This is a genomic window from Empedobacter sp. GD03797 (genome assembly GCF_029842105.1).
Lineage (GTDB): Bacteria > Bacteroidota > Bacteroidia > Flavobacteriales > Weeksellaceae > Empedobacter > Empedobacter falsenii_C.
Map to the genome: position 1 here is coordinate 1 of NZ_JAOCFS010000015.1, position 17,645 is coordinate 17,645.

Annotated in this window: 19 protein-coding genes; 11 read left to right on the forward strand and 8 right to left on the reverse strand. The window is 32.8% G+C overall.

Annotated elements, in window-relative coordinates:
- Positions 1 to 22: 22 nt before the first annotated feature.
- Positions 23 to 349 carry a hypothetical protein gene (locus N5D90_RS10545; protein WP_280062421.1) on the reverse strand — a complete coding sequence of 109 codons (327 nt, stop codon included), beginning with the start codon at positions 347 to 349 and terminating at the stop codon, positions 23 to 25.
- 236 nt (positions 350 to 585) lie between these two features.
- On the opposite strand from N5D90_RS10545, the gene N5D90_RS10550 reads away from it, so the two are divergent.
- Positions 586 to 3,108, forward strand: a complete 2,523-nt coding sequence (locus N5D90_RS10550) for an outer membrane beta-barrel family protein (RefSeq protein ID WP_280062422.1) — start codon at positions 586 to 588, stop codon at positions 3,106 to 3,108.
- 76 nt (positions 3,109 to 3,184) lie between these two features.
- Here N5D90_RS10550 and mscL read toward each other — a convergent pair whose 3' ends face one another.
- From mscL to N5D90_RS10575, 5 genes are all read right to left on the reverse strand, one after another.
- A complete protein-coding gene (gene mscL, locus N5D90_RS10555) occupies positions 3,185 to 3,568 on the reverse strand; it encodes a large conductance mechanosensitive channel protein MscL (RefSeq protein WP_038332787.1) in 384 nt (127 codons plus the stop codon).
- Between the two features lie 33 nt (positions 3,569 to 3,601).
- Positions 3,602 to 4,495, reverse strand: a complete 894-nt coding sequence (gene lgt, locus N5D90_RS10560) for a prolipoprotein diacylglyceryl transferase (RefSeq protein ID WP_280062423.1) — start codon at positions 4,493 to 4,495, stop codon at positions 3,602 to 3,604.
- Positions 4,495 to 4,728, reverse strand: a complete 234-nt coding sequence (yidD, locus tag N5D90_RS10565; protein ID WP_125349653.1) for a membrane protein insertion efficiency factor YidD — start codon at positions 4,726 to 4,728, stop codon at positions 4,495 to 4,497. Before yidD ends, lgt begins: the two co-directional genes overlap by 1 nt.
- 98 nt (positions 4,729 to 4,826) lie before the next feature.
- Positions 4,827 to 5,318, reverse strand: coding sequence for a thioredoxin family protein (locus N5D90_RS10570; RefSeq protein WP_260391981.1), 492 nt, complete (start codon positions 5,316 to 5,318; stop codon positions 4,827 to 4,829).
- A 73-nt stretch (positions 5,319 to 5,391) separates the two neighbouring features.
- Positions 5,392 to 5,793, reverse strand: a complete 402-nt coding sequence (locus N5D90_RS10575; RefSeq protein ID WP_125349651.1) for a hypothetical protein — start codon at positions 5,791 to 5,793, stop codon at positions 5,392 to 5,394.
- A 116-nt stretch (positions 5,794 to 5,909) separates the two neighbouring features.
- On the opposite strand from N5D90_RS10575, the gene N5D90_RS10580 reads away from it, so the two are divergent.
- From N5D90_RS10580 to N5D90_RS10590, 3 genes are all read left to right on the forward strand, one after another.
- Entirely contained in the window at positions 5,910 to 7,190 is a 1,281-nt protein-coding gene (locus N5D90_RS10580) for a replication-associated recombination protein A (protein ID WP_221855377.1), read from the forward strand.
- 212 nt (positions 7,191 to 7,402) lie between these two features.
- Positions 7,403 to 7,825, forward strand: coding sequence for a type II 3-dehydroquinate dehydratase (locus tag N5D90_RS10585; RefSeq protein ID WP_125349650.1), 423 nt, complete (start codon positions 7,403 to 7,405; stop codon positions 7,823 to 7,825).
- Between the two features lie 40 nt (positions 7,826 to 7,865).
- Positions 7,866 to 8,189, forward strand: coding sequence for a hypothetical protein (locus N5D90_RS10590; RefSeq protein WP_280049294.1), 324 nt, complete (start codon positions 7,866 to 7,868; stop codon positions 8,187 to 8,189).
- Positions 8,190 to 8,223: 34 nt separating this feature from the next.
- Here the strand turns inward: N5D90_RS10590 and yihA are convergent, their stop codons facing one another.
- Both yihA and N5D90_RS10600 read right to left on the reverse strand, forming a co-directional pair.
- Entirely contained in the window at positions 8,224 to 8,856 is a 633-nt protein-coding gene (yihA, locus tag N5D90_RS10595; RefSeq protein ID WP_084106860.1) for a ribosome biogenesis GTP-binding protein YihA/YsxC, read from the reverse strand.
- 2 nt (positions 8,857 to 8,858) lie between these two features.
- Complete coding sequence (locus N5D90_RS10600; protein ID WP_038332809.1) at positions 8,859 to 9,641, reverse strand: alpha/beta fold hydrolase; 783 nt, start codon at positions 9,639 to 9,641, stop codon at positions 8,859 to 8,861.
- Between the two features lie 262 nt (positions 9,642 to 9,903).
- Here N5D90_RS10600 and mraZ point away from each other — a divergent pair, with 262 nt between their 5' ends.
- Genes mraZ through murD form a run of 7 tightly spaced genes read left to right on the forward strand, consistent with a single transcriptional unit; the run spans position 9,904 to position 17,635 of the window.
- A complete protein-coding gene (gene mraZ, locus N5D90_RS10605; RefSeq protein WP_038332815.1) occupies positions 9,904 to 10,365 on the forward strand; it encodes a division/cell wall cluster transcriptional repressor MraZ in 462 nt (153 codons plus the stop codon).
- Positions 10,358 to 11,263: a 16S rRNA (cytosine(1402)-N(4))-methyltransferase RsmH gene (rsmH, locus tag N5D90_RS10610; protein ID WP_125349647.1), complete on the forward strand. Its 906-nt coding sequence runs from the start codon at positions 10,358 to 10,360 to the stop codon at positions 11,261 to 11,263. Before mraZ ends, rsmH begins: the two co-directional genes overlap by 8 nt.
- 9 nt (positions 11,264 to 11,272) lie before the next feature.
- Complete coding sequence (locus tag N5D90_RS10615; RefSeq protein ID WP_052217625.1) at positions 11,273 to 11,632, forward strand: FtsL-like putative cell division protein; 360 nt, start codon at positions 11,273 to 11,275, stop codon at positions 11,630 to 11,632.
- On the forward strand, positions 11,610 to 13,592 hold the full coding sequence (locus N5D90_RS10620; protein WP_280045229.1) for a penicillin-binding protein: 1,983 nt from the start codon (positions 11,610 to 11,612) through the stop codon (positions 13,590 to 13,592). The genes N5D90_RS10615 and N5D90_RS10620 overlap by 23 nt, the downstream gene beginning before the upstream one ends.
- Entirely contained in the window at positions 13,589 to 15,052 is a 1,464-nt protein-coding gene (locus N5D90_RS10625; protein WP_280062424.1) for a UDP-N-acetylmuramoyl-L-alanyl-D-glutamate--2,6-diaminopimelate ligase, read from the forward strand. The genes N5D90_RS10620 and N5D90_RS10625 overlap by 4 nt, the downstream gene beginning before the upstream one ends.
- Before the next feature lie 3 nt (positions 15,053 to 15,055).
- Positions 15,056 to 16,297: a phospho-N-acetylmuramoyl-pentapeptide-transferase gene (gene mraY, locus N5D90_RS10630; RefSeq protein ID WP_125349644.1), complete on the forward strand. Its 1,242-nt coding sequence runs from the start codon at positions 15,056 to 15,058 to the stop codon at positions 16,295 to 16,297.
- Positions 16,298 to 16,300: 3 nt separating this feature from the next.
- Complete coding sequence (gene murD / locus N5D90_RS10635; RefSeq protein ID WP_115001742.1) at positions 16,301 to 17,635, forward strand: UDP-N-acetylmuramoyl-L-alanine--D-glutamate ligase; 1,335 nt, start codon at positions 16,301 to 16,303, stop codon at positions 17,633 to 17,635.
- Positions 17,636 to 17,645: the final 10 nt, after the last annotated feature.

Genomic DNA, 17,645 nt, shown 5'->3' on the forward strand with positions numbered 1-17,645 from the left:
TATTAAAATAAAAAAGGAGCTATTAATTAGCTCCTTTTTTATTTTGATGTTTTTTGGCGTGCAATTCTTTCAATGTTGCTTTTTGTTCTGGTGTAAAAACAGCATTGATTTCATTAAACTCTTTTTGACGAACTTCTTTCATTTTTCGTTTCAATTCAATTTTTTCGTCTTTGTAGCTATCCTCAATTTGTTTGATTTTGATGACTTGAGCATCTGTCAAGTTCAAATCTTTTTTTAATTGTTGTAATTTCTGCTCTCTTGATCCTTCATTTCTGTCTTGCGCTGAAGCAGTTGTTAAAGTGAAAGCAATTAATCCTAATCCTACATATTTATAAAATGCCGTTCTCATAATTATCAACTTTTTTGTTTTATTTACTCTTAAGACTTTAAAAAAATAAAAAGGTTTAAAACGATAAATGTTAAAATTTTTCGGTTATGATGAAATCTTTTAAAAGATGTAACATTTGAGACGAATTATCGACCAATATTTTTTGAAATTATTTTTGAAATCGATTAAACCTTTTCCAAAAAGGATTGTCAAACAAGTTGTAAAATTATAAAACTACAAAACGAAAAATTAAACAAATGAGGTTAAGAAGTTTATTTGCTTTGATTTTTATTTGTGTTTGTGCAGGATTGAATGCGCAAGAGCTTTTAAAAATTAAAGGGAAAGTCTTATCAAGTGAAAACAAACCTGTAGAATACACTACAATATCGCTTGAAAGCTCGGAAGATGGAGTTGTGGCAGAAGCGGCAACGGATGCAAAAGGAGAGTTTACAGTAGAAGCAAAGGCTGGACAATATGTTATTGTGATTGAGCCATTGGGATACGATGTAATAGAAAAACAAGTTAATTTAGAATCTGCCTTAGATTTAGGAACTTTTACTGTAAAAACGACGCAAACAGTTTCGTTGGGAGCAGCGGTTGTTACAGCGGAAAAGCCTATTTATAAAGTAGAATTGGACAAGAAAGTGTATGATATGGCGAATGATCCAATGTCGCAAGGTCAAACACTATCTGATGCTTTAGCAAATGTACCATCGGTTTCTGTTGATGCGGAAGGAAATGTTTCGTTGAGAGGAAATGATAATGTAAAGTTTTTGATTGATGGAAAACCTTCGGGAATGTTAGGTGTTTCTGATGTAGCAGAAGCGTTAAAAAATATTCCGGCTGAAAATGTTGAGCGTATCGAATTGGTGACAAATCCTTCTGCACGTTATGAAGCTTCTGGTTCTGCGGGAATTATTAATATCATCCTTAAAAAGGGAACAAATACAGGTTTTAATGGTTCTGTAACGTTAAATGGAGGTATTCCTAAAATGGTTGGAGGAAACGTCAACTTAAACTACAAAACAAAAAAATATAACATCTATACTACTTTAGGTACACGTTATATGGATAGAGAAGGGGAAGGAAATGCTTTGACAACAAACTATCCGAATGGAATTATTTCTGATTATAGAAAAACAGATACCAACAACAATAGAATTCGTAGGAACTATAATGCACGTTTAGGAGGTGAATATTATTTAGATGATAAAAATACATTAGGAGCTTCTGCAGGATATCGTTATAATAATGGGAATAATATTAATGATGTTAGATACTATTATTATGATGCATTATGGAATCAAACAGATAAAACAGCTCGTATCGAAAATGAAAAAGAGTTAGAAAAAAGTTTTGATGCGGATTTTAACTACAAACACGCTTTTGATACAAAAGGACATGAGTTTACTTTTACAGGACGTTACTCGTACCAAAAAGAAGACGAAAATGGAATTATTCGTAATTTAAATGCAAGTGATGCATTGACAGGAAATGAAAGAACATATAGTTTAGAGACTCAAAATTCTGCAGTTTTTACAGCAGATTATGTTCGTCCAATTGGAGAAAAAGGGAAATTTGAATTAGGTGCTCGTGTTGATTTGAGCGATACGAAAACAAATAGTGGAAATAATACAATTAATACGGACGGAACAGAAACTCCAAATAAAGCTTTCTTGGCTGATATTGACAATCAACAAAATGTTTACGCTGGATATGTTCAATATGGAAATGCAATTGGAGAAAAATTCCAATACTTTGCAGGTTTACGTGTAGAAAGTTCTGATATGGAAATTGCAAATCATTCAGAAGGAACTACAATTTCAAAAAAATATACAGATTTATTCCCAACATTAACATTGAATTATAAATTGACAGATAAAAATGAGATGCAATTAAGCTACTCTCGTCGTGTTCGTCGTCCAATGGGATTCATGTTAATGCCATATTTTTCTAGTGTAAATGCATTAGATGTTCGTCGTGGTAATCCAGATCTTAATCCAACATATACTAATTCATTCGAATTATCGTATATCGCAACAGTTGGTAAATTGATGGTGACACCAAGTTTATTCTACCAAAGAACAACGGATGTGATTAATGATTTCCAAACATATAATTATATCGAATCAGGAAATCCTTTAAAACCATATAATCAAGCATTTGAAACGATGCCAGTTAATGCAGGAAATGAAGACCGTTATGGTTTAGATTTAACTGCTACTTATCGTCCTTTCAAATGGTGGAATTTAATGTTTAATGTCAACTTATTTGGATACAATAGAACAGGTTCTTACTCAGCAATAATTTCAGATTATTTAAATCCAGATACAGGAGTTACAGAGTCGAAAGAATTTACACAAAGTTTCAAAGGAGATGGATTTAGTTCTCGTGGACGTTTATCATCAAACTTTATTTTACCAAGTGATTTTAAATTACAAATCGCAGGTAATTATATGGGAGGAATGAAAACTGCTCAACAAAAAACAGAAGATAACTTATCAATGGATTTATCTTTATCAAAAGATTTATTGAAAAAGAGAGCTTCTTTAACATTAAATGTTCGTGATGTATTCAATTCTCGTAAAAGAGAGCAAACAACTTTCTACGAAGAATCAGAAAACTATCAAAGTATGCGTTGGATGAAACGTTCTATTAACCTTTCATTTACGTATCGTTTCAAAAATACAAATGAGAAAGAGCAACGTGGTAAACAACAACGTTCAAGTGGAGAAGAAATGGGAGGTGGAGAAGAAATGCAAATGCAATCAGCTTCTTAGTAGTTTGAAGTAATCAATAAAAAAAAGGATCGCAATTGCGATCCTTTTTTGTTTTATTAATTGTTCGAAAAACGAATTATTTGTTTTTCAACAAATCACGAATTTCAGCCAATAATTCTTCTTGTGTTGGTCCAGCAGGAGCAGCTTCTTCAGCAGGAGCTTCTTTTTTCAACTTGTTAATTCCTTTAATCATTACGAATAAAGCAAATGCAACAACAGTAAAAGAAATAGCAGCAGCTAAAAAGCTACCATATTTTATGGCTGTTCCTGGAATTACTAATGCTGCTAAATTTTCAGCATGAATGGCTTTCAAAGCTGGATTTAAAAGTGCTGGTGTAATGATATCTTCAACTAAAGAAGTAACAATTTTACCAAATGCACCACCAATAACAACACCGACAGCTAAATCTACTACGTTGCCTTTTACAGCAAACTCTTTAAATTCTTTAAAAAATCCCATAAGTTTAAATTTATTTCTAAGTTTATAATAATTCTAAGGTTGATTGGTATCTAATCTATTTTTAGAAGAGATAAATAAGTATAAACCGATTAACATAAAAGGAATACTTAAGATTTGACCGTTGTTTAATCCTATATTCAACATTTGAGCAACTGCTTCTTCACCTTGATTTTCTTTATAGAACTCAACAACAAATCGTATTAAAAATAATAAAAATAAGAATACGCCTAACAAGGCTCCTAAATATTTTCTCTTATCTGTTTTGTTGTATAAATAAAGCATGATAATTCCTAAGATAACATACCCTATCGCTTCATAAATTTGAGCTGGATGGCGAGGAATTACTTCTCCATAACCCAAACTTTGTTGATGAAATTTTACTGCCCAAGGCAATTCTGATGCTTTTCCTACAATTTCTGAGTTGTAAAAGTTTCCAATTCGAACCGCAGCTCCACCAAAAGGAACAACAACAGCAATACGGTCTAACAACCACAATACATTACGATGCAAATATTTTCTACTAAATAAATAGGAAGTTAAAATTACACCTAATGCAGCTCCGTGACTTGCAAGTCCACTAAATCCTACAAATTCGTAATCTTGTAATAATCCAAAGAAAGCACTTTGTCCTGGTGAGTGTTGTACAGGTAAGAAAACTTCGATTGGTCGTTCAATAAACGCAGCAGGATCATAAAAAATATATTCTCCGAGTCTTGCACCTACAATTGCTCCAATAAATGTGTAAAGGAATAAAGGGTCAAGTAATTCTTTTTTCTGATTTTCTTTCTTGAAAATATTTGACATCAAATACCAGCCTACTACAAAGGCAACTATCCAACATAAACTGTAAATATGTACTTTGAATCCTGCTATTTCAAATAAATAAGGTTTTGGATTCCAATCGATAAACGAAATTAAGTTAATCATTAATTTTTCTTTTTAGGTACAGGGTCGTATCCATGTCCTCCCCAAGGATGACAGCGACCAATTCTTTTTGTTCCGAGCCACAAACCTTTTAGCAAACCATGTTCTTTTAGCGCCTCTATCATATAAGAAGAGCAAGTTGGTTGATATCTACAATTGCTTCCCATCCAAGGAGAAATCGCTAATTGATAAAATCTTACCAACAGAATAAATGGTGTAACCAAAATTTTGTTCATCTCACAAAGTTAATCAATAACCGAAATAAAAAAGAATCAATCTAAAAAGTTTATGCTTTTGCTGATTGATTCTCTATACGATACGTGCTTAACGCATATTATTTTTTAGTATAACTCGCTGGATCTAATGCTTTGTAAGACCAGTTTTGTAAAAACTCTAACACAACTTTCGGATCATGTCCTTTCACTTCTTTGCTTTCAAGATAAGCTGAGTTTTGTGTGTGAATTAAATTTCCTTTCTCATCTAAAATTACAAAAACAGGAAATCCAAAACGCTCTGGGTGTTTCAATGCAGCTAACGTTTCTTCGTTTTTATTTTTTGGAGAATAATTTACATGAACCACTTCATAATTATTCGCAATATAATCTTTTACTTCTTGATTTTCTTTTGTCAATTTATCAAACATCACACACCAAGCACACCAATTACCTCCAATTTGCAATAAAACGTGTTTCTTTTCAGCAGAAGCTTTTTGCACCGCATTCGCGATATCTACTTTCGGATTTGCTTCTTCACTATAAATTTTTGGTTTTTCAGTTTGTTGACCAAATGCAAAACTTAACGATAAAATCATTAAGCTAAAAAACATAGTTAATTTTTTCATTTCAAATTCTAAATATTAAGTCGAATTTACAATAAAAAATTATGCCGAAAACGTTTTTCTACGAATTAATAATCGTGTAATATAAATTTAGTTTTTCTTGAACCGAATTTATTTCATTATTTTTTTCGTTTTGATTAAATTGATTAATCATATTGATTGAGAATTTTGATTCAAATTCTAAACGGTCCAATTCTATTTCATAAAAATTAATTTGATGATGAATTTGTGTGAAATAATAATTCACCAATTCAACATACATCAATCTAAGTTCTTGATTTACTCTGATAAATTCTACAAATTCTTGCAATTCGACCAAAAACTCAATCATTTGTTTATTGATTTCTGATTGTTTATCTTTTAGTTCAATCTTTTTCAAATAATCAGTTGATAAAGCAATTTTATCACCCAAAAGTTGGTGCTTTCTTGTTAAAATTAAAGCACATTCTAACGCTTTCTTCATCATTTTAATTTTTATTCTAACACAAAGAAAATAAATCTAAATGCCAAAATATGTCGCCCAAAAAATCATTCATTTTGACAAAACATTCCCTAACTTTGAAATCTAAACAAGATTTTATGAATGCGCCTTTAGCTGAAAGAATGCGTCCAAAAACGCTTGAAGAATACATTAATCAAAAGCATTTGGTGGGCGAAAACGGACCAATAAAAATGATGTTGCAACATGATATGATTGCTTCGATGATTTTTTGGGGACCGCCAGGGACAGGAAAAACGACACTAGCTCAATTGATTTCCGAATTAACTGATCGACCATTTTATACGTTGAGCGCCATAAATTCTGGTGTGAAAGAAGTGCGTGAAGTAATTGAAAAAGCAAAGAATCAAAATTTGTTTTCGGGAACGAAAAATCCGATTTTATTTATAGATGAAATTCATCGTTTCAATAAATCACAGCAAGACAGTTTGTTGGGAGCGGTAGAAACTGGTTTGGTGACTTTGATTGGAGCGACAACCGAAAATCCAAGTTTCGAAGTTGTGCCAGCTTTGCTTTCACGTGCGCAAGTTTATGTGTTGAAACATCTCGAAAAAGAAGATTTAGTCGATTTGATTGAACGAGCTACAAAAAAAGATACAGTTTTATCTAAATTAAATATTGAATTAGTTGAAACAAATGCATTATTAAGATATTCGGGAGGTGATGCAAGAAAATTATTGAATGGTTTGGAGTTGGTAATTAATAGTTTTTCTCCAACTGATAAAATCATCATCAACGATGAAATTGTGCATGAACGTATTCAGCAAAATTTAGCGCGTTATGATAAAACGGGTGAACAACATTATGATATTATTTCAGCTTTTATCAAATCGATTCGTGGTTCAGATCCAAATGGAGCGGTTTATTGGTTAGCTCGAATGATTGAAGGTGGTGAAGATTTGAAATTTATTGCGCGAAGAATGTTGATTTCAGCTTCCGAAGATGTGGGAAATGCAAATCCAACAGCGATGATTTTGGCGAATAATACATTTCAAGCTGTTTCGGTGATTGGTTATCCAGAATCTCGTATTTTATTGAGTCAATGTGCGGTTTATTTAGCAAATTCTCCAAAAAGTAATGCAACTTATTTAGCGATTGGTAAAGCGCAACAAGTTGTGAAACAAACAGGGGATTTACCTGTTCCGTTGCATTTACGAAATGCACCAACTAAGTTGATGAAAGATTTGGATTATGGAAAAGAATATAAATATTCGCACGATTTTCCAGGAAATTTTGCTGAACAAGAATTTTTACCAAATGAAATTTCGGGGACGACTTTTTATGAGCCAGGAAATAATAAGCGAGAACAAGTGGATAAACAATCGCTGAATCAAAAGTGGAAAGGTAAGTATGGATACTAAAAATAAAAATCTCAGTTAATCAAGTTTAACTGAGATTTTAAGGTTTGGTTGATTTTTTTGGTTTAGATTGGTTTATATGATAATAGGTTGGTAATTGTATATATACAAGGTTTGTGCCAAAACTTAATAAAAAGTAAAAAATTGATTAAAAAAAAGAAAAAATTAAACTTTTTCGATCTAAAAAAGAGATTTATATTTATAAAATAAAGAAAATGAAACAAATACAAATTATAAACGGACCTAATTTAAATTTACTTGGCGTTCGCGAACCAGAAATTTATGGAACACAAACTTTCGAAGATTTTTTTGAACATGAATTGAGAAAGCAATTTCCAGAAGTTTCGTTGCATTATTTTCAATCAAATCACGAAGGAGATATTATTGATAAATTGCACGAAATAGGTTTTAAATATGACGGAATTATCTTGAATGCTGGTGCGTATACGCATTATTCGTATGCGATTGCAGATGCGATAAAAGCGATTACGACGAAAGTGATAGAAGTTCATATTTCGGATATTTATGCGCGCGAAGATTTCAGAAAAAATAGTGTAACGGGCGAAAGTTGTCTAAAAATTATTTCAGGAAAAGGTTTGCCAGGTTATGTTGAAGCTGTGAATGATTTTGTGAAATAATTAATAATCATTATCTTAACAAGATTAAAATCTATTACCTATGAAGAAAATTATTTTAGGATTAATCTTTGGATTAACAATTTTTAGCTGTAATGCTAAAGGCGATAAGAATAATGCAGAGGAAAAAGCGCAAGCGATGACGGCTTGTGAACAAGCGGCAATAACACCAGGGATATCTGCGGCAAAAAAAGAATTAATTACAAAATATTGTGATTGTTCGACAGATAAAATGTTGGATGAGTTTACATACGCAGAAATGATGCAAATGAAAAATCCATCGCCAGAATTACAAGAACGATTAATGAAAGTGATTGAACCTTGTATGAATGATTTGAAAACAAAATCTGCTGAATTAGGAGAGTGATAAACAAAAAAGTCGGAACAACGTTCCGACTTTTTTAATATTCTTTTTTGTATTGTTCTTTCTTGAATTCGTCTACAAGATGTTCGTTCAAACTATCAATATAGCCTAAGATTTCTAATTTACCAATTTTACTCGAAGCCGAACTTGTAAATATTTTTGGTAATTCTTCCCAAGTTTTTAACAACTCGTTTTTGTAGTGATTCAAGTTTTTTTGCATTTGTGTACTCGTTAGTTTATCTAATTTTGTAAACACAATTGCAAATGGAATTTGTTTGTTTCCTAACCATTCCATAAACTGTAAATCTATTTTTTGAGGCGTGTGTCGAGAATCAATCAATAAAAAAACATTCACCAAGTTCTTGCGAAACTCAATGTAATCATAAATCATTTTATTGAAACCACCGCGAACACCTTTTGGTGCTTTAGCAAAACCATAACCTGGTAAATCGGCTAAATACCAAGTGTCGTCCATTTCGAATGTATTAATCAATTGAGTTTTACCTGGAGTTGCAGAAGTTTTAGCTAATGCTTTTTTATCTGCTAACATATTGATTAATGACGATTTTCCAACATTAGAACGCCCAATAAATGCATATTCTGGTTTGAAAGGATCTGGACAATCTGTATATTTTTGCGAACTTTTTACGAATTCAGCTTTTTTAATCATAATTATGCTTTAGTGGCTGGATCTAATTGTTTTTCGATTAGCCATTTGTATAAAATTTCGTTGAATAATTCAGGGTGTTCCATCATTGGAGCGTGCCCACATTTATCAATCCAAAATAAAGAAGCGTCTGGTAATTCTTCTTCAAATTCTATTGCAACTTCTGGTGGAGTTACATTATCTTGTTTTCCCCAAATCAAACAAACAGGCATTTTGATGTCTTTTAAATCATCTTTCATGTTAGATTTGATTGCGTCTCTTGCGATATATAAAGTTTTGATAGCTTTATTTCTGTCATTTACAGTGTCAAAAACATCATCTACAATTTCTTTTGTAGCGATAGCAGGATCGTAAAAAACTTCACGCGTTTTACGTTCTACATATTCGTAATTACCACGTTTTGGGTAAGTTTCTCCAAAAGATTTTTCGTACAAACCAGAACTTCCTGTTAAACAAAGTGCTTTTACATATTCTGGATGTCTGTGACAAACCATCAAACCAATATGTCCTCCTAAAGAATTTCCAACTAAAATAGCTGGTTCTTTAACGACTTCTTCAATAAAATTTGCAACATGTTTTGCAATATTTTTGATATTAGTATTGATGACAGATAAAGAATATAATGGCAATTCTGGTGCGAAAACCTTATATCCTCTTTGTGCATAATAATTTGTAAGTGAGCTGAAATTGCTAAGTTCACCCATTAATCCATGAAGCAAAACAATTGGTTGTCCCTCTCCTTCTTCTATGTAAGAGAACTTATCTTTTTTCTTTAAGCTAAAAAACATTTACTCGATATTAAGTCGACAAATTTAATTAATTATATTTTTTATTTCGTGGTTTATATGAAAAACTTTAACAATCCATATTAATCACTTATCAAAACAAGGTCTATATAAACATTATTTCTCATTTTATACATAGGGTTTGCGTTAGAAAAAACATAACTATCTGATACTAAATTTTAAATTGTTGATAACTATTTCAATAAAAGTGGTAAAAAATGGTAATTTGTGGTAATATTTTCTTTATTTTTGAAAAAATTCTATCATGAATTCATTAATTGGAACATATGAGTGTAAGGTAGATACAAAGGGTAGGCTCCCAATACCAGCGGGTTTGAAGAAACAACTTGCTGAATGTTTGGAAGATGGCTTTGTGTTGAAAAGATCTGTGTTTCAAAATTGTTTAGAACTGCATCCAATGAAAGAATGGGAAAAAGTGATGAATGATTTGAATAAATTGAATCGATTTGTGAAGAAAAACAATGATTTTATTAGAATTTTTACGGCTGGATTAAAAATTGTCGAAGTTGATGCAAATGGAAGGCTACAGATTTCAAAAGATTTAGTGAAATTTGCAGAAATTAATAAAGAAGTCGTTCTGAATTCTTCTGTAAACATGATCGAGATTTGGGATAAAGACAAATATGAAGAGTCGATTAATGTAGATGATTTAGATTTTGCTTCTTTGGCAGAAGATGTAATGGGAAATTTAGGAGAAGATGAGTGAATATCATAATCCAGTATTATTAAAAGATAGTGTTGATGCGTTAATTATTAACGAATCAGGTATATATGTAGATTGTACGTTCGGGGGTGGAGGACACTCACGTGAAATATTAAGTCGTTTGGATCAAAATGGGAAATTATTTTCATTTGATCAAGATGTAGATGCGGTTCGTAATAAAATTGATGATAATCGATTTGAGTTAGTTGAGCAAAATTTTAGATTCTTGAAAAATAATTTAAGATTTCGTGGAATAAAGCAAGTTGACGGTGTTTTGGGTGATTTGGGAGTTTCTTCTCATCAGTTTGATACACCAGAACGAGGCTTTTCAACTCGCTTTGATGGAGAATTGGATATGCGAATGAATCAGAATGCAAAATTATCTGCCAAAACAATTATTAACGAATACGAAGAAGAAGATCTTGCGCGTGTTTTTTATGATTTTGGGGAATTGCAAGGTTCGTATCGTTTAGCGAGAGAAGTTGTAAAAGCAAGAGCGGATAAACAAATTAATACAATTGATGAGTTGAAGCAAATTTTTTCATTCATTCCAAAAATGAAAGAAAATAAATTTTTCGCTCAAATGTTTCAAGCATTACGTATTGAAGCAAATGATGAAATGGCTGCATTGAAAGAGATGTTGACGCAATGTGGAGAAGTGATAAAGCCAGGTGGTCGCTTGGTGATTATTTCGTATCATTCGTTAGAAGATCGCTTAACAAAACGCTACATGAAAAACGGAATGTTTGAAGGAGAGCCTGAACGTGATGTTTTTGGAAATTGGTCGGCGCCTTTCAAACCTTTACAATCAAAGGTGATTGTGCCAACGCAAGAAGAAATTAATGAAAATCCAAGAGCGCGTAGTGCGAAAATGCGTATTGCGGTTCGTAATGAGGATTAATAAATAGGAATGGCAAAAAAGAAAAAAATATTACCAGAGAAAAAAACTTTTACAGGTTTGTTGAGAGGTGAGTTTTTAATTAAAACTGGCTCAGAACAAAACTGGAAGTTTATGTTGTATCTGGTAGGTTTGGCTTTTTTGAGTATTTCGAGTTCGCATTTAGTTGATCGAAAAGTGGTTCGAATCGCTGAATTGCAAGATAAAGTAGAAGATTTAAAATCTCAATATACAGATAAGCATCGCGATTTGATGCGTATGCAATTAGAAACGGAAATTTTGGAGCGTACAGCAGTGTATGGTTTGAAAATTCCAGATAAACAACCTTATTATATAGTAGACAAAGTTTATGACGAAGTCAGCGAAAAATAAAAACAATATTGTCATCAAAGGATGGGTATTTGCCGGCGCGCTTGCGATTTGGGCCATCTTTATTATTGTTTTTATGTTTCGAATTAATATTGTAGAAGGGGTTGAATTAGAGCGTTTTGCTGAAAAGAATAACTTTAGATTAGATACCGTTACGGCGGAACGTGGTAATTTATATGCTTCTAATGGCGCATTAATGGCTACAACTGTTACAAAACACAATGTTTATGTGGATTTGACGGTGATCAAAGATGAATTATTCAAAACAGAAATGCACAATCTTGCCGATTCTTTAGGTAAGATGTTTACAAAATCTCCCTCTTATTTTTACGACAAATTTTCTACAGAACGTAAAAAGAAAAATCGTTACATGATGTTGGTGAAAGATTTGGATTATGAGCAATATCAGCGCATCAAAAAATTTCCAATCTTCAACAAAGGTCAAAACAAAGGTGGGTTTATTCATGAAACTGAATCAAAACGAGAATTAATTGTTCAAGATATTGGTGTTCGTACAATTGGTTACGATGATCAACGTGGAAAAGTTGGATTAGAAGGAGCTTATTCTGACTTATTAAGCGGTATTGAAGGTCGTCGTTGGGAGCAATTTATGGGACGTGGAAAATGGAAACCAATGAAAAGTTGGGAGCAAGAGCCTCAAGCAGGTTCATCTGTTTACACAACAATAGATGCCGATTTACAAATGGTTGCTTATGATGCTTTGTACAAACAACTTTCTGAATTTGAAGCGCAACACGGAAGTGTTGTTGTGATGGAAGTTCAGACAGGGAAAGTTCGTGCAATTGTGAATTTATCTCGCAAAAAAGATGGAACATATATCGACGATTATAACTATGCGGTTGGTGAAGCTGCAGAGCCAGGATCTACTTTCAAAACGGTTTCGTTGCTAGCTGCAATGGATGATGGTTTTATCAATAAAAATTCGACAGTAGAAACGGGAGGTGGAAGTTATAAATTCTATGGTCGTACGATTACAGATACACACGGTTATGGAACATTGACTGTAGATGGCGTGATGAAAAAATCGTCTAACATTGGTACAGCTAAAATTATAAATAAATATTACGGAGAAAACCCGAAAGCTTTCTTCAAAAAAATGGATAAATGGCATATGACTTCGCCTCTTGGAGTAGATATTCTTGGAGAAGGAAGTCCAATTATGCACCGTCCAGATAGTAAATCTTGGAGTAATATTACGTTGCCTGTAATGGGTTATGGATATGGTTTACAGTTAACTCCAATTCAAATTGTGACTTTCTACAATGCCGTGGCAAATAATGGTAAAATGTTGAAGCCATTATTTATGGATAAAATCACGCGTAAAGGTGAACCTGATAAAGTTTTCGAACCTGTTGTTTTAGTAGATCAACTAACGTCTTTGGAAAATGTAAAGCAAATGCAAGAAATGCTTCGTGGTGCAGTAGAACAAGGAACGGGACGTATTATTAGTAATAGTAATTATGATATTGCTGGTAAAACTGGTACAGCTCGTGTTGATTATTGGAAGCGAGATGGTAAAGGAATGCAATATCGTGCTTCATTTGCAGGATATTTTCCAGCAGAAAAACCAAAGTATTCTTGTATCGTAGTTGTGCACAAACCAAATACAGCCAAAGGGTTTTATGGAGGTAGTGTAACTGCTCCGGTTTTTAAGAAAATTGCCGATTGGGTATATTCAAAAACTCCCATACCTTTGCCACGCGATTTAGTAAAAAAGAACGCAGTGAGAGAGTTTAAAAAAGGAGATGATATTAATGTTAGTAATTCTAAAAATATAGTACCAAATGTGACTGGTCATACAGGATCTAAAGCAATTCCGGTATTAGAAAATTTAGGATTAGATGTACAATATTCAGGGTTTGGAAAAGTAACAAATCAATCCATTCCTGCGGGAACAAGATTTAAGAAGGGTGAGACAATTTATTTAATGTTGGAAGGATGAGAAATTTAGTTGATTTATTATATAAAGTTTCCATCTCAGAAACGATTGGTTCAACAAAAGTTGAAGTCAATAATATTCAATTTGATTCAAGAAAAGTATCAAAAGATGATGTTTTTGTCGCTGTAAATGGAGTTACAGTTGACGGTCATCAGTATATAGAAAAAGCGATTGGTTTAGGTGCTAAAGCAATTGTTTGCGAAGTTTTGCCAGAAAATTTAGTTGATGGAGTAACGTATGTGAAAGTTGAGAATTCAACGATTGCATTAGGTATTTTAGCTTCTAACTTTTATGGAAATCCAACAAAAGATTTAAAACTTGTTGGAGTTACAGGTACGAATGGAAAAACAACAACGACAACTTTGTTGTACGAATTGTTTACAAAATTAGGTTATGCTTGTGCATTAATTTCGACGATTAAAATTGTGATTGATGGTGAAGTGATTCCGTCTACGCATACAACGCCAGATATTTTGACATTGAACAAAATGTTTCGCGAAGCGGTAGATAGAGGTTGCGAATTTGCTTTTATGGAAGTTTCTTCGCACGGAATTCATCAAAATAGAATTGCTGGTTTGCATTTCGAAGTGGCTGGATTTACGAATATCACACATGATCATTTAGATTATCACAAAACGTTTGCAAATTATCTTGCAGCAAAAAAGAAATTCTTCGACGATTTACCAAAAACGTCTACAGCGATTTCGAATGCAGATGATAAAAACGGAAAAGTAATGCTTCAGAATACAGTTGCTACGAAAAAATTGTACGCACTAAAAACTGATGCAGATTTTAAAGGAAAAATTATTGAACACCAATTTGATGGAATGCAATTAGAATTCAATGGAAAAGAATTCTGGACATCATTAATTGGTCAATTCAATGCATATAATTTATTATTAGTTTTTGGTGTGGCGTCAATTTTAGGACAAGATGAATTAGAAGTTCTAAAAGCATTGAGTACACTTGGAAATGTTGATGGTCGTTTTCAAACATTCAAAACAGAATCAGGAATTATCGTAATCGTAGATTATGCACATACGCCTGATGCGTTAGAAAATGTATTGGATACAATCGAAGGAATTCGTACCAAAAATGAAAAACTAATAACAGTTGTAGGTTGTGGTGGAGATCGTGATAAAACAAAACGTCCAGAAATGGCGGATATCGCGAGCGAAAAATCTAATCTTGCCATTTTTACATCAGATAATCCAAGAACCGAAGATGCAGAAGAAATTCTTCGCGAGATGGAAGTTGGTGTAAAAGCGCAATTTTATAATCGCACCTTGAAGATTACAGATCGAAAAGAAGCTATAAAAACAGCACTTAAAATGGCCGAACCAAAAGATATTATTTTGATTGCGGGAAAAGGTCACGAGACGTATCAAGAAATTAACGGAGTAAGAACACATTTTTCTGATGTAGAAGTTGCATCAGAATTGAGTAAAATATTGAACAAATAAAGAATGTTATACTATTTATTTGATTATTTAGAAGGTATCCATTTTCCAGGAGCGCGTATGTTTCAATACACGTCTTTCCGCGCGGGAATGGCAATTTTATTGGCAATGTTCATCAGTTTGTTTTACGGAAAACGAATCATCAGTTATTTACGTAAAGAACAAATGGGCGAAATTGTTCGTGATTTAGGTTTAAAAGGACAAATCGAAAAAGCAGGAACGCCAACAATGGGTGGTTTAATTATCATTTTGGCAACATTAATTCCTACTTTACTTTTTGCGAGATTAGATAATATTTACATTATCATTTTGTTGGTTTCAACAATTTGGTTAGGTGTGATTGGTTTTTTAGACGATTACATCAAAGTTTTTAGAAAAAACAAAGAAGGTTTACAAGGTAAATTTAAAATTTTAGGACAAGTTGGTCTTGGAGTTGTAGTTGGATTAATGCTTTATTTCAGTCCAACAGTTACCGTAAAACATCAAGAAAATAGAGTAAAAACGCCTGTAGGAACAGAACAAACAGAATACAGCCGACAAATAAAATTTGGTCCTGAAGAAAAAACGTTGGAAACAACAATGCCTTTCGTGAAAGGAAATGAATTTAACTATTCTGATATTTTATTTTGGATGGATGCGCAAGATCGACCAACATGGGCGGTTGCAGCGATTTTTATTTTTGCGGTAATTTTTATCATTACAGCAGTTTCGAATGGAGCAAATTTAACAGATGGAATCGACGGTTTAGCAGCAGGTAGTTCGGCTGTAATTATGGCGGCAATCTCGATGTTTGTTTTCGTTTCTGGAAACTTAATGTTTGCCGATTATCTGAACATTATGTTTATTCCGCGTTCAGAAGAAGTCTTGATTTTCTGTGGAGCTTTCCTTGGAGGTTTGATCGGATTTATTTGGTACAATACTTATCCGGCTCAAGTGTTCATGGGTGATACAGGAAGTTTAACAATCGGAGGAATTATTGCTGTTTTAGCAATTATCGTTCGTAAAGAATTGTTACTACCAATTTTGTGCGGAATATTTTTCGCAGAAAGTTTATCAGTAATGTTACAAGTGTCTTATTTCAAGTACACGAAAAAGAAATTTGGTGAAGGTCGTAGAATCTTTTTGATGTCTCCTCTACATCACCATTTTCAGAAGTTAGGTTATCACGAAAGTAAAATCGTGGTGCGTGCAATTATCATCGGAATCATTTTAGCGGTAATTAGTATTATTACCTTAAAGATTAGATAAAAAATGAAAAGATTAGTCGTTTTAGGAGGAGGAGAAAGTGGCGTAGGAACAGCTATTCTTGCGAAGAAAGAAAATTTTGATGTTTTTCTTTCGGACATGGGACAAATAAAAGACAAGTATAAACAACTTTTGGAGGAGCACGGAATTGCTTATGAAGAAGGTCAGCACACAGAAGAATTAATTCTGAATGCCGATGAAGTAATGAAAAGTCCAGGTATTCCAAAAAAAGCAGCGCTAATTCAGAAATTAGAAGAAAAAGGAATTTCAATTATTTCTGAAATTGAATTTGCGTCTCGTTATACAGATGCAAAAATTATTGCGATTACAGGATCTAATGGAAAAACAACAACAACAAGTTTGATGTTCCATATCCTAAAGCAAGCTGGATTAAATGTAGGATTAGGTGGTAACATCGGAAAAAGTTTTGCAAAATCTGTCGCAGAAGACAACTTCGATTATTATGTATTAGAAGTAAGTAGTTTTCAGTTAGATGATATCAAAACAGATTTCAAACCGTATGTTGCGATTTTGCTGAACATTACACCAGATCATTTAGACCAATACAATTATCAGTTTGATTTGTATGCAAAGGCTAAATTCAGAATTACTGAAAACCAAGATGAAAACGATTATTTTATCTACAATTTGGATGATCCAAAAACAATGGAGATGATTGATCAGATTGATATTCGTGCTCATCGCAAACCGTTCACAATGATGGATGCAACAAATGAAGCATACGCAAACAATGAATTGTTCCGTGTGAACGATTCGAATGGTGATTTTACAATGTTAGTGAATGATTTAGGATTAATTGGAAAACACAATGTTTCTAACTCATTGGCTGCGGCTGTAGCTGCAAAAATTATTGATATCAATAATGAGGATTTAAAAAAGAGTTTATCAGATTTCAAATCTGTTGAACATCGTTTAGAGCCTGTTTTGACAATTGGAGGAATTGATTTTATCAACGATTCTAAAGCAACAAATGTGAATGCAACATATTTTGCTTTGGAAAGTATGACAAAGCCAGTTGTTTGGATTGTTGGAGGAACTGATAAAGGAAACGATTACAACGAAGTTTTACCTTTCGTGAAAAAGAAAGTGAAAGCAATTGTTTGTTTGGGTGTTGATAACGCAAAAATTGTTGATTTTTTCAGTCCATATATCGATACAATTGTTGAGACAAATACAATGAAAGATTGTGTAGAGCAATCATATAAATTAGCAACAAAAGGAGAAACGGTTCTTCTGTCACCAGCTTGTGCAAGTTTCGATTTGTTCAATGGTTATGAAGATCGTGGAGATCAATTTAAAGAAAACGTACGCAAATTATAATAACACAACC

What these genes read in the sequence shown, in the direction of transcription:
- N5D90_RS10545 (WP_280062421.1), bottom strand. Translation starts at nt 349, where the DNA reads ATGAGAACGGCATTTTATAAATATGTAGGATTAGGATTAATTGCTTTC.
- N5D90_RS10550 (WP_280062422.1), top strand. Translation starts at nt 586, where the DNA reads ATGAGGTTAAGAAGTTTATTTGCTTTGATTTTTATTTGTGTTTGTGCA.
- mscL (WP_038332787.1), bottom strand. Translation starts at nt 3,568, where the DNA reads ATGGGATTTTTTAAAGAATTTAAAGAGTTTGCTGTAAAAGGCAACGTA.
- lgt (WP_280062423.1), bottom strand. Translation starts at nt 4,495, where the DNA reads ATGATTAACTTAATTTCGTTTATCGATTGGAATCCAAAACCTTATTTA.
- yidD (WP_125349653.1), bottom strand. Translation starts at nt 4,728, where the DNA reads ATGAACAAAATTTTGGTTACACCATTTATTCTGTTGGTAAGATTTTAT.
- N5D90_RS10570 (WP_260391981.1), bottom strand. Translation starts at nt 5,318, where the DNA reads ATGTTTTTTAGCTTAATGATTTTATCGTTAAGTTTTGCATTTGGTCAA.
- N5D90_RS10575 (WP_125349651.1), bottom strand. Translation starts at nt 5,793, where the DNA reads ATGAAGAAAGCGTTAGAATGTGCTTTAATTTTAACAAGAAAGCACCAA.
- N5D90_RS10580 (WP_221855377.1), top strand. Translation starts at nt 5,910, where the DNA reads ATGAATGCGCCTTTAGCTGAAAGAATGCGTCCAAAAACGCTTGAAGAA.
- N5D90_RS10585 (WP_125349650.1), top strand. Translation starts at nt 7,403, where the DNA reads ATGAAACAAATACAAATTATAAACGGACCTAATTTAAATTTACTTGGC.
- N5D90_RS10590 (WP_280049294.1), top strand. Translation starts at nt 7,866, where the DNA reads ATGAAGAAAATTATTTTAGGATTAATCTTTGGATTAACAATTTTTAGC.
- yihA (WP_084106860.1), bottom strand. Translation starts at nt 8,856, where the DNA reads ATGATTAAAAAAGCTGAATTCGTAAAAAGTTCGCAAAAATATACAGAT.
- N5D90_RS10600 (WP_038332809.1), bottom strand. Translation starts at nt 9,641, where the DNA reads ATGTTTTTTAGCTTAAAGAAAAAAGATAAGTTCTCTTACATAGAAGAA.
- mraZ (WP_038332815.1), top strand. Translation starts at nt 9,904, where the DNA reads ATGAATTCATTAATTGGAACATATGAGTGTAAGGTAGATACAAAGGGT.
- rsmH (WP_125349647.1), top strand. Translation starts at nt 10,358, where the DNA reads ATGAGTGAATATCATAATCCAGTATTATTAAAAGATAGTGTTGATGCG.
- N5D90_RS10615 (WP_052217625.1), top strand. Translation starts at nt 11,273, where the DNA reads ATGGCAAAAAAGAAAAAAATATTACCAGAGAAAAAAACTTTTACAGGT.
- N5D90_RS10620 (WP_280045229.1), top strand. Translation starts at nt 11,610, where the DNA reads ATGACGAAGTCAGCGAAAAATAAAAACAATATTGTCATCAAAGGATGG.
- N5D90_RS10625 (WP_280062424.1), top strand. Translation starts at nt 13,589, where the DNA reads ATGAGAAATTTAGTTGATTTATTATATAAAGTTTCCATCTCAGAAACG.
- mraY (WP_125349644.1), top strand. Translation starts at nt 15,056, where the DNA reads ATGTTATACTATTTATTTGATTATTTAGAAGGTATCCATTTTCCAGGA.
- murD (WP_115001742.1), top strand. Translation starts at nt 16,301, where the DNA reads ATGAAAAGATTAGTCGTTTTAGGAGGAGGAGAAAGTGGCGTAGGAACA.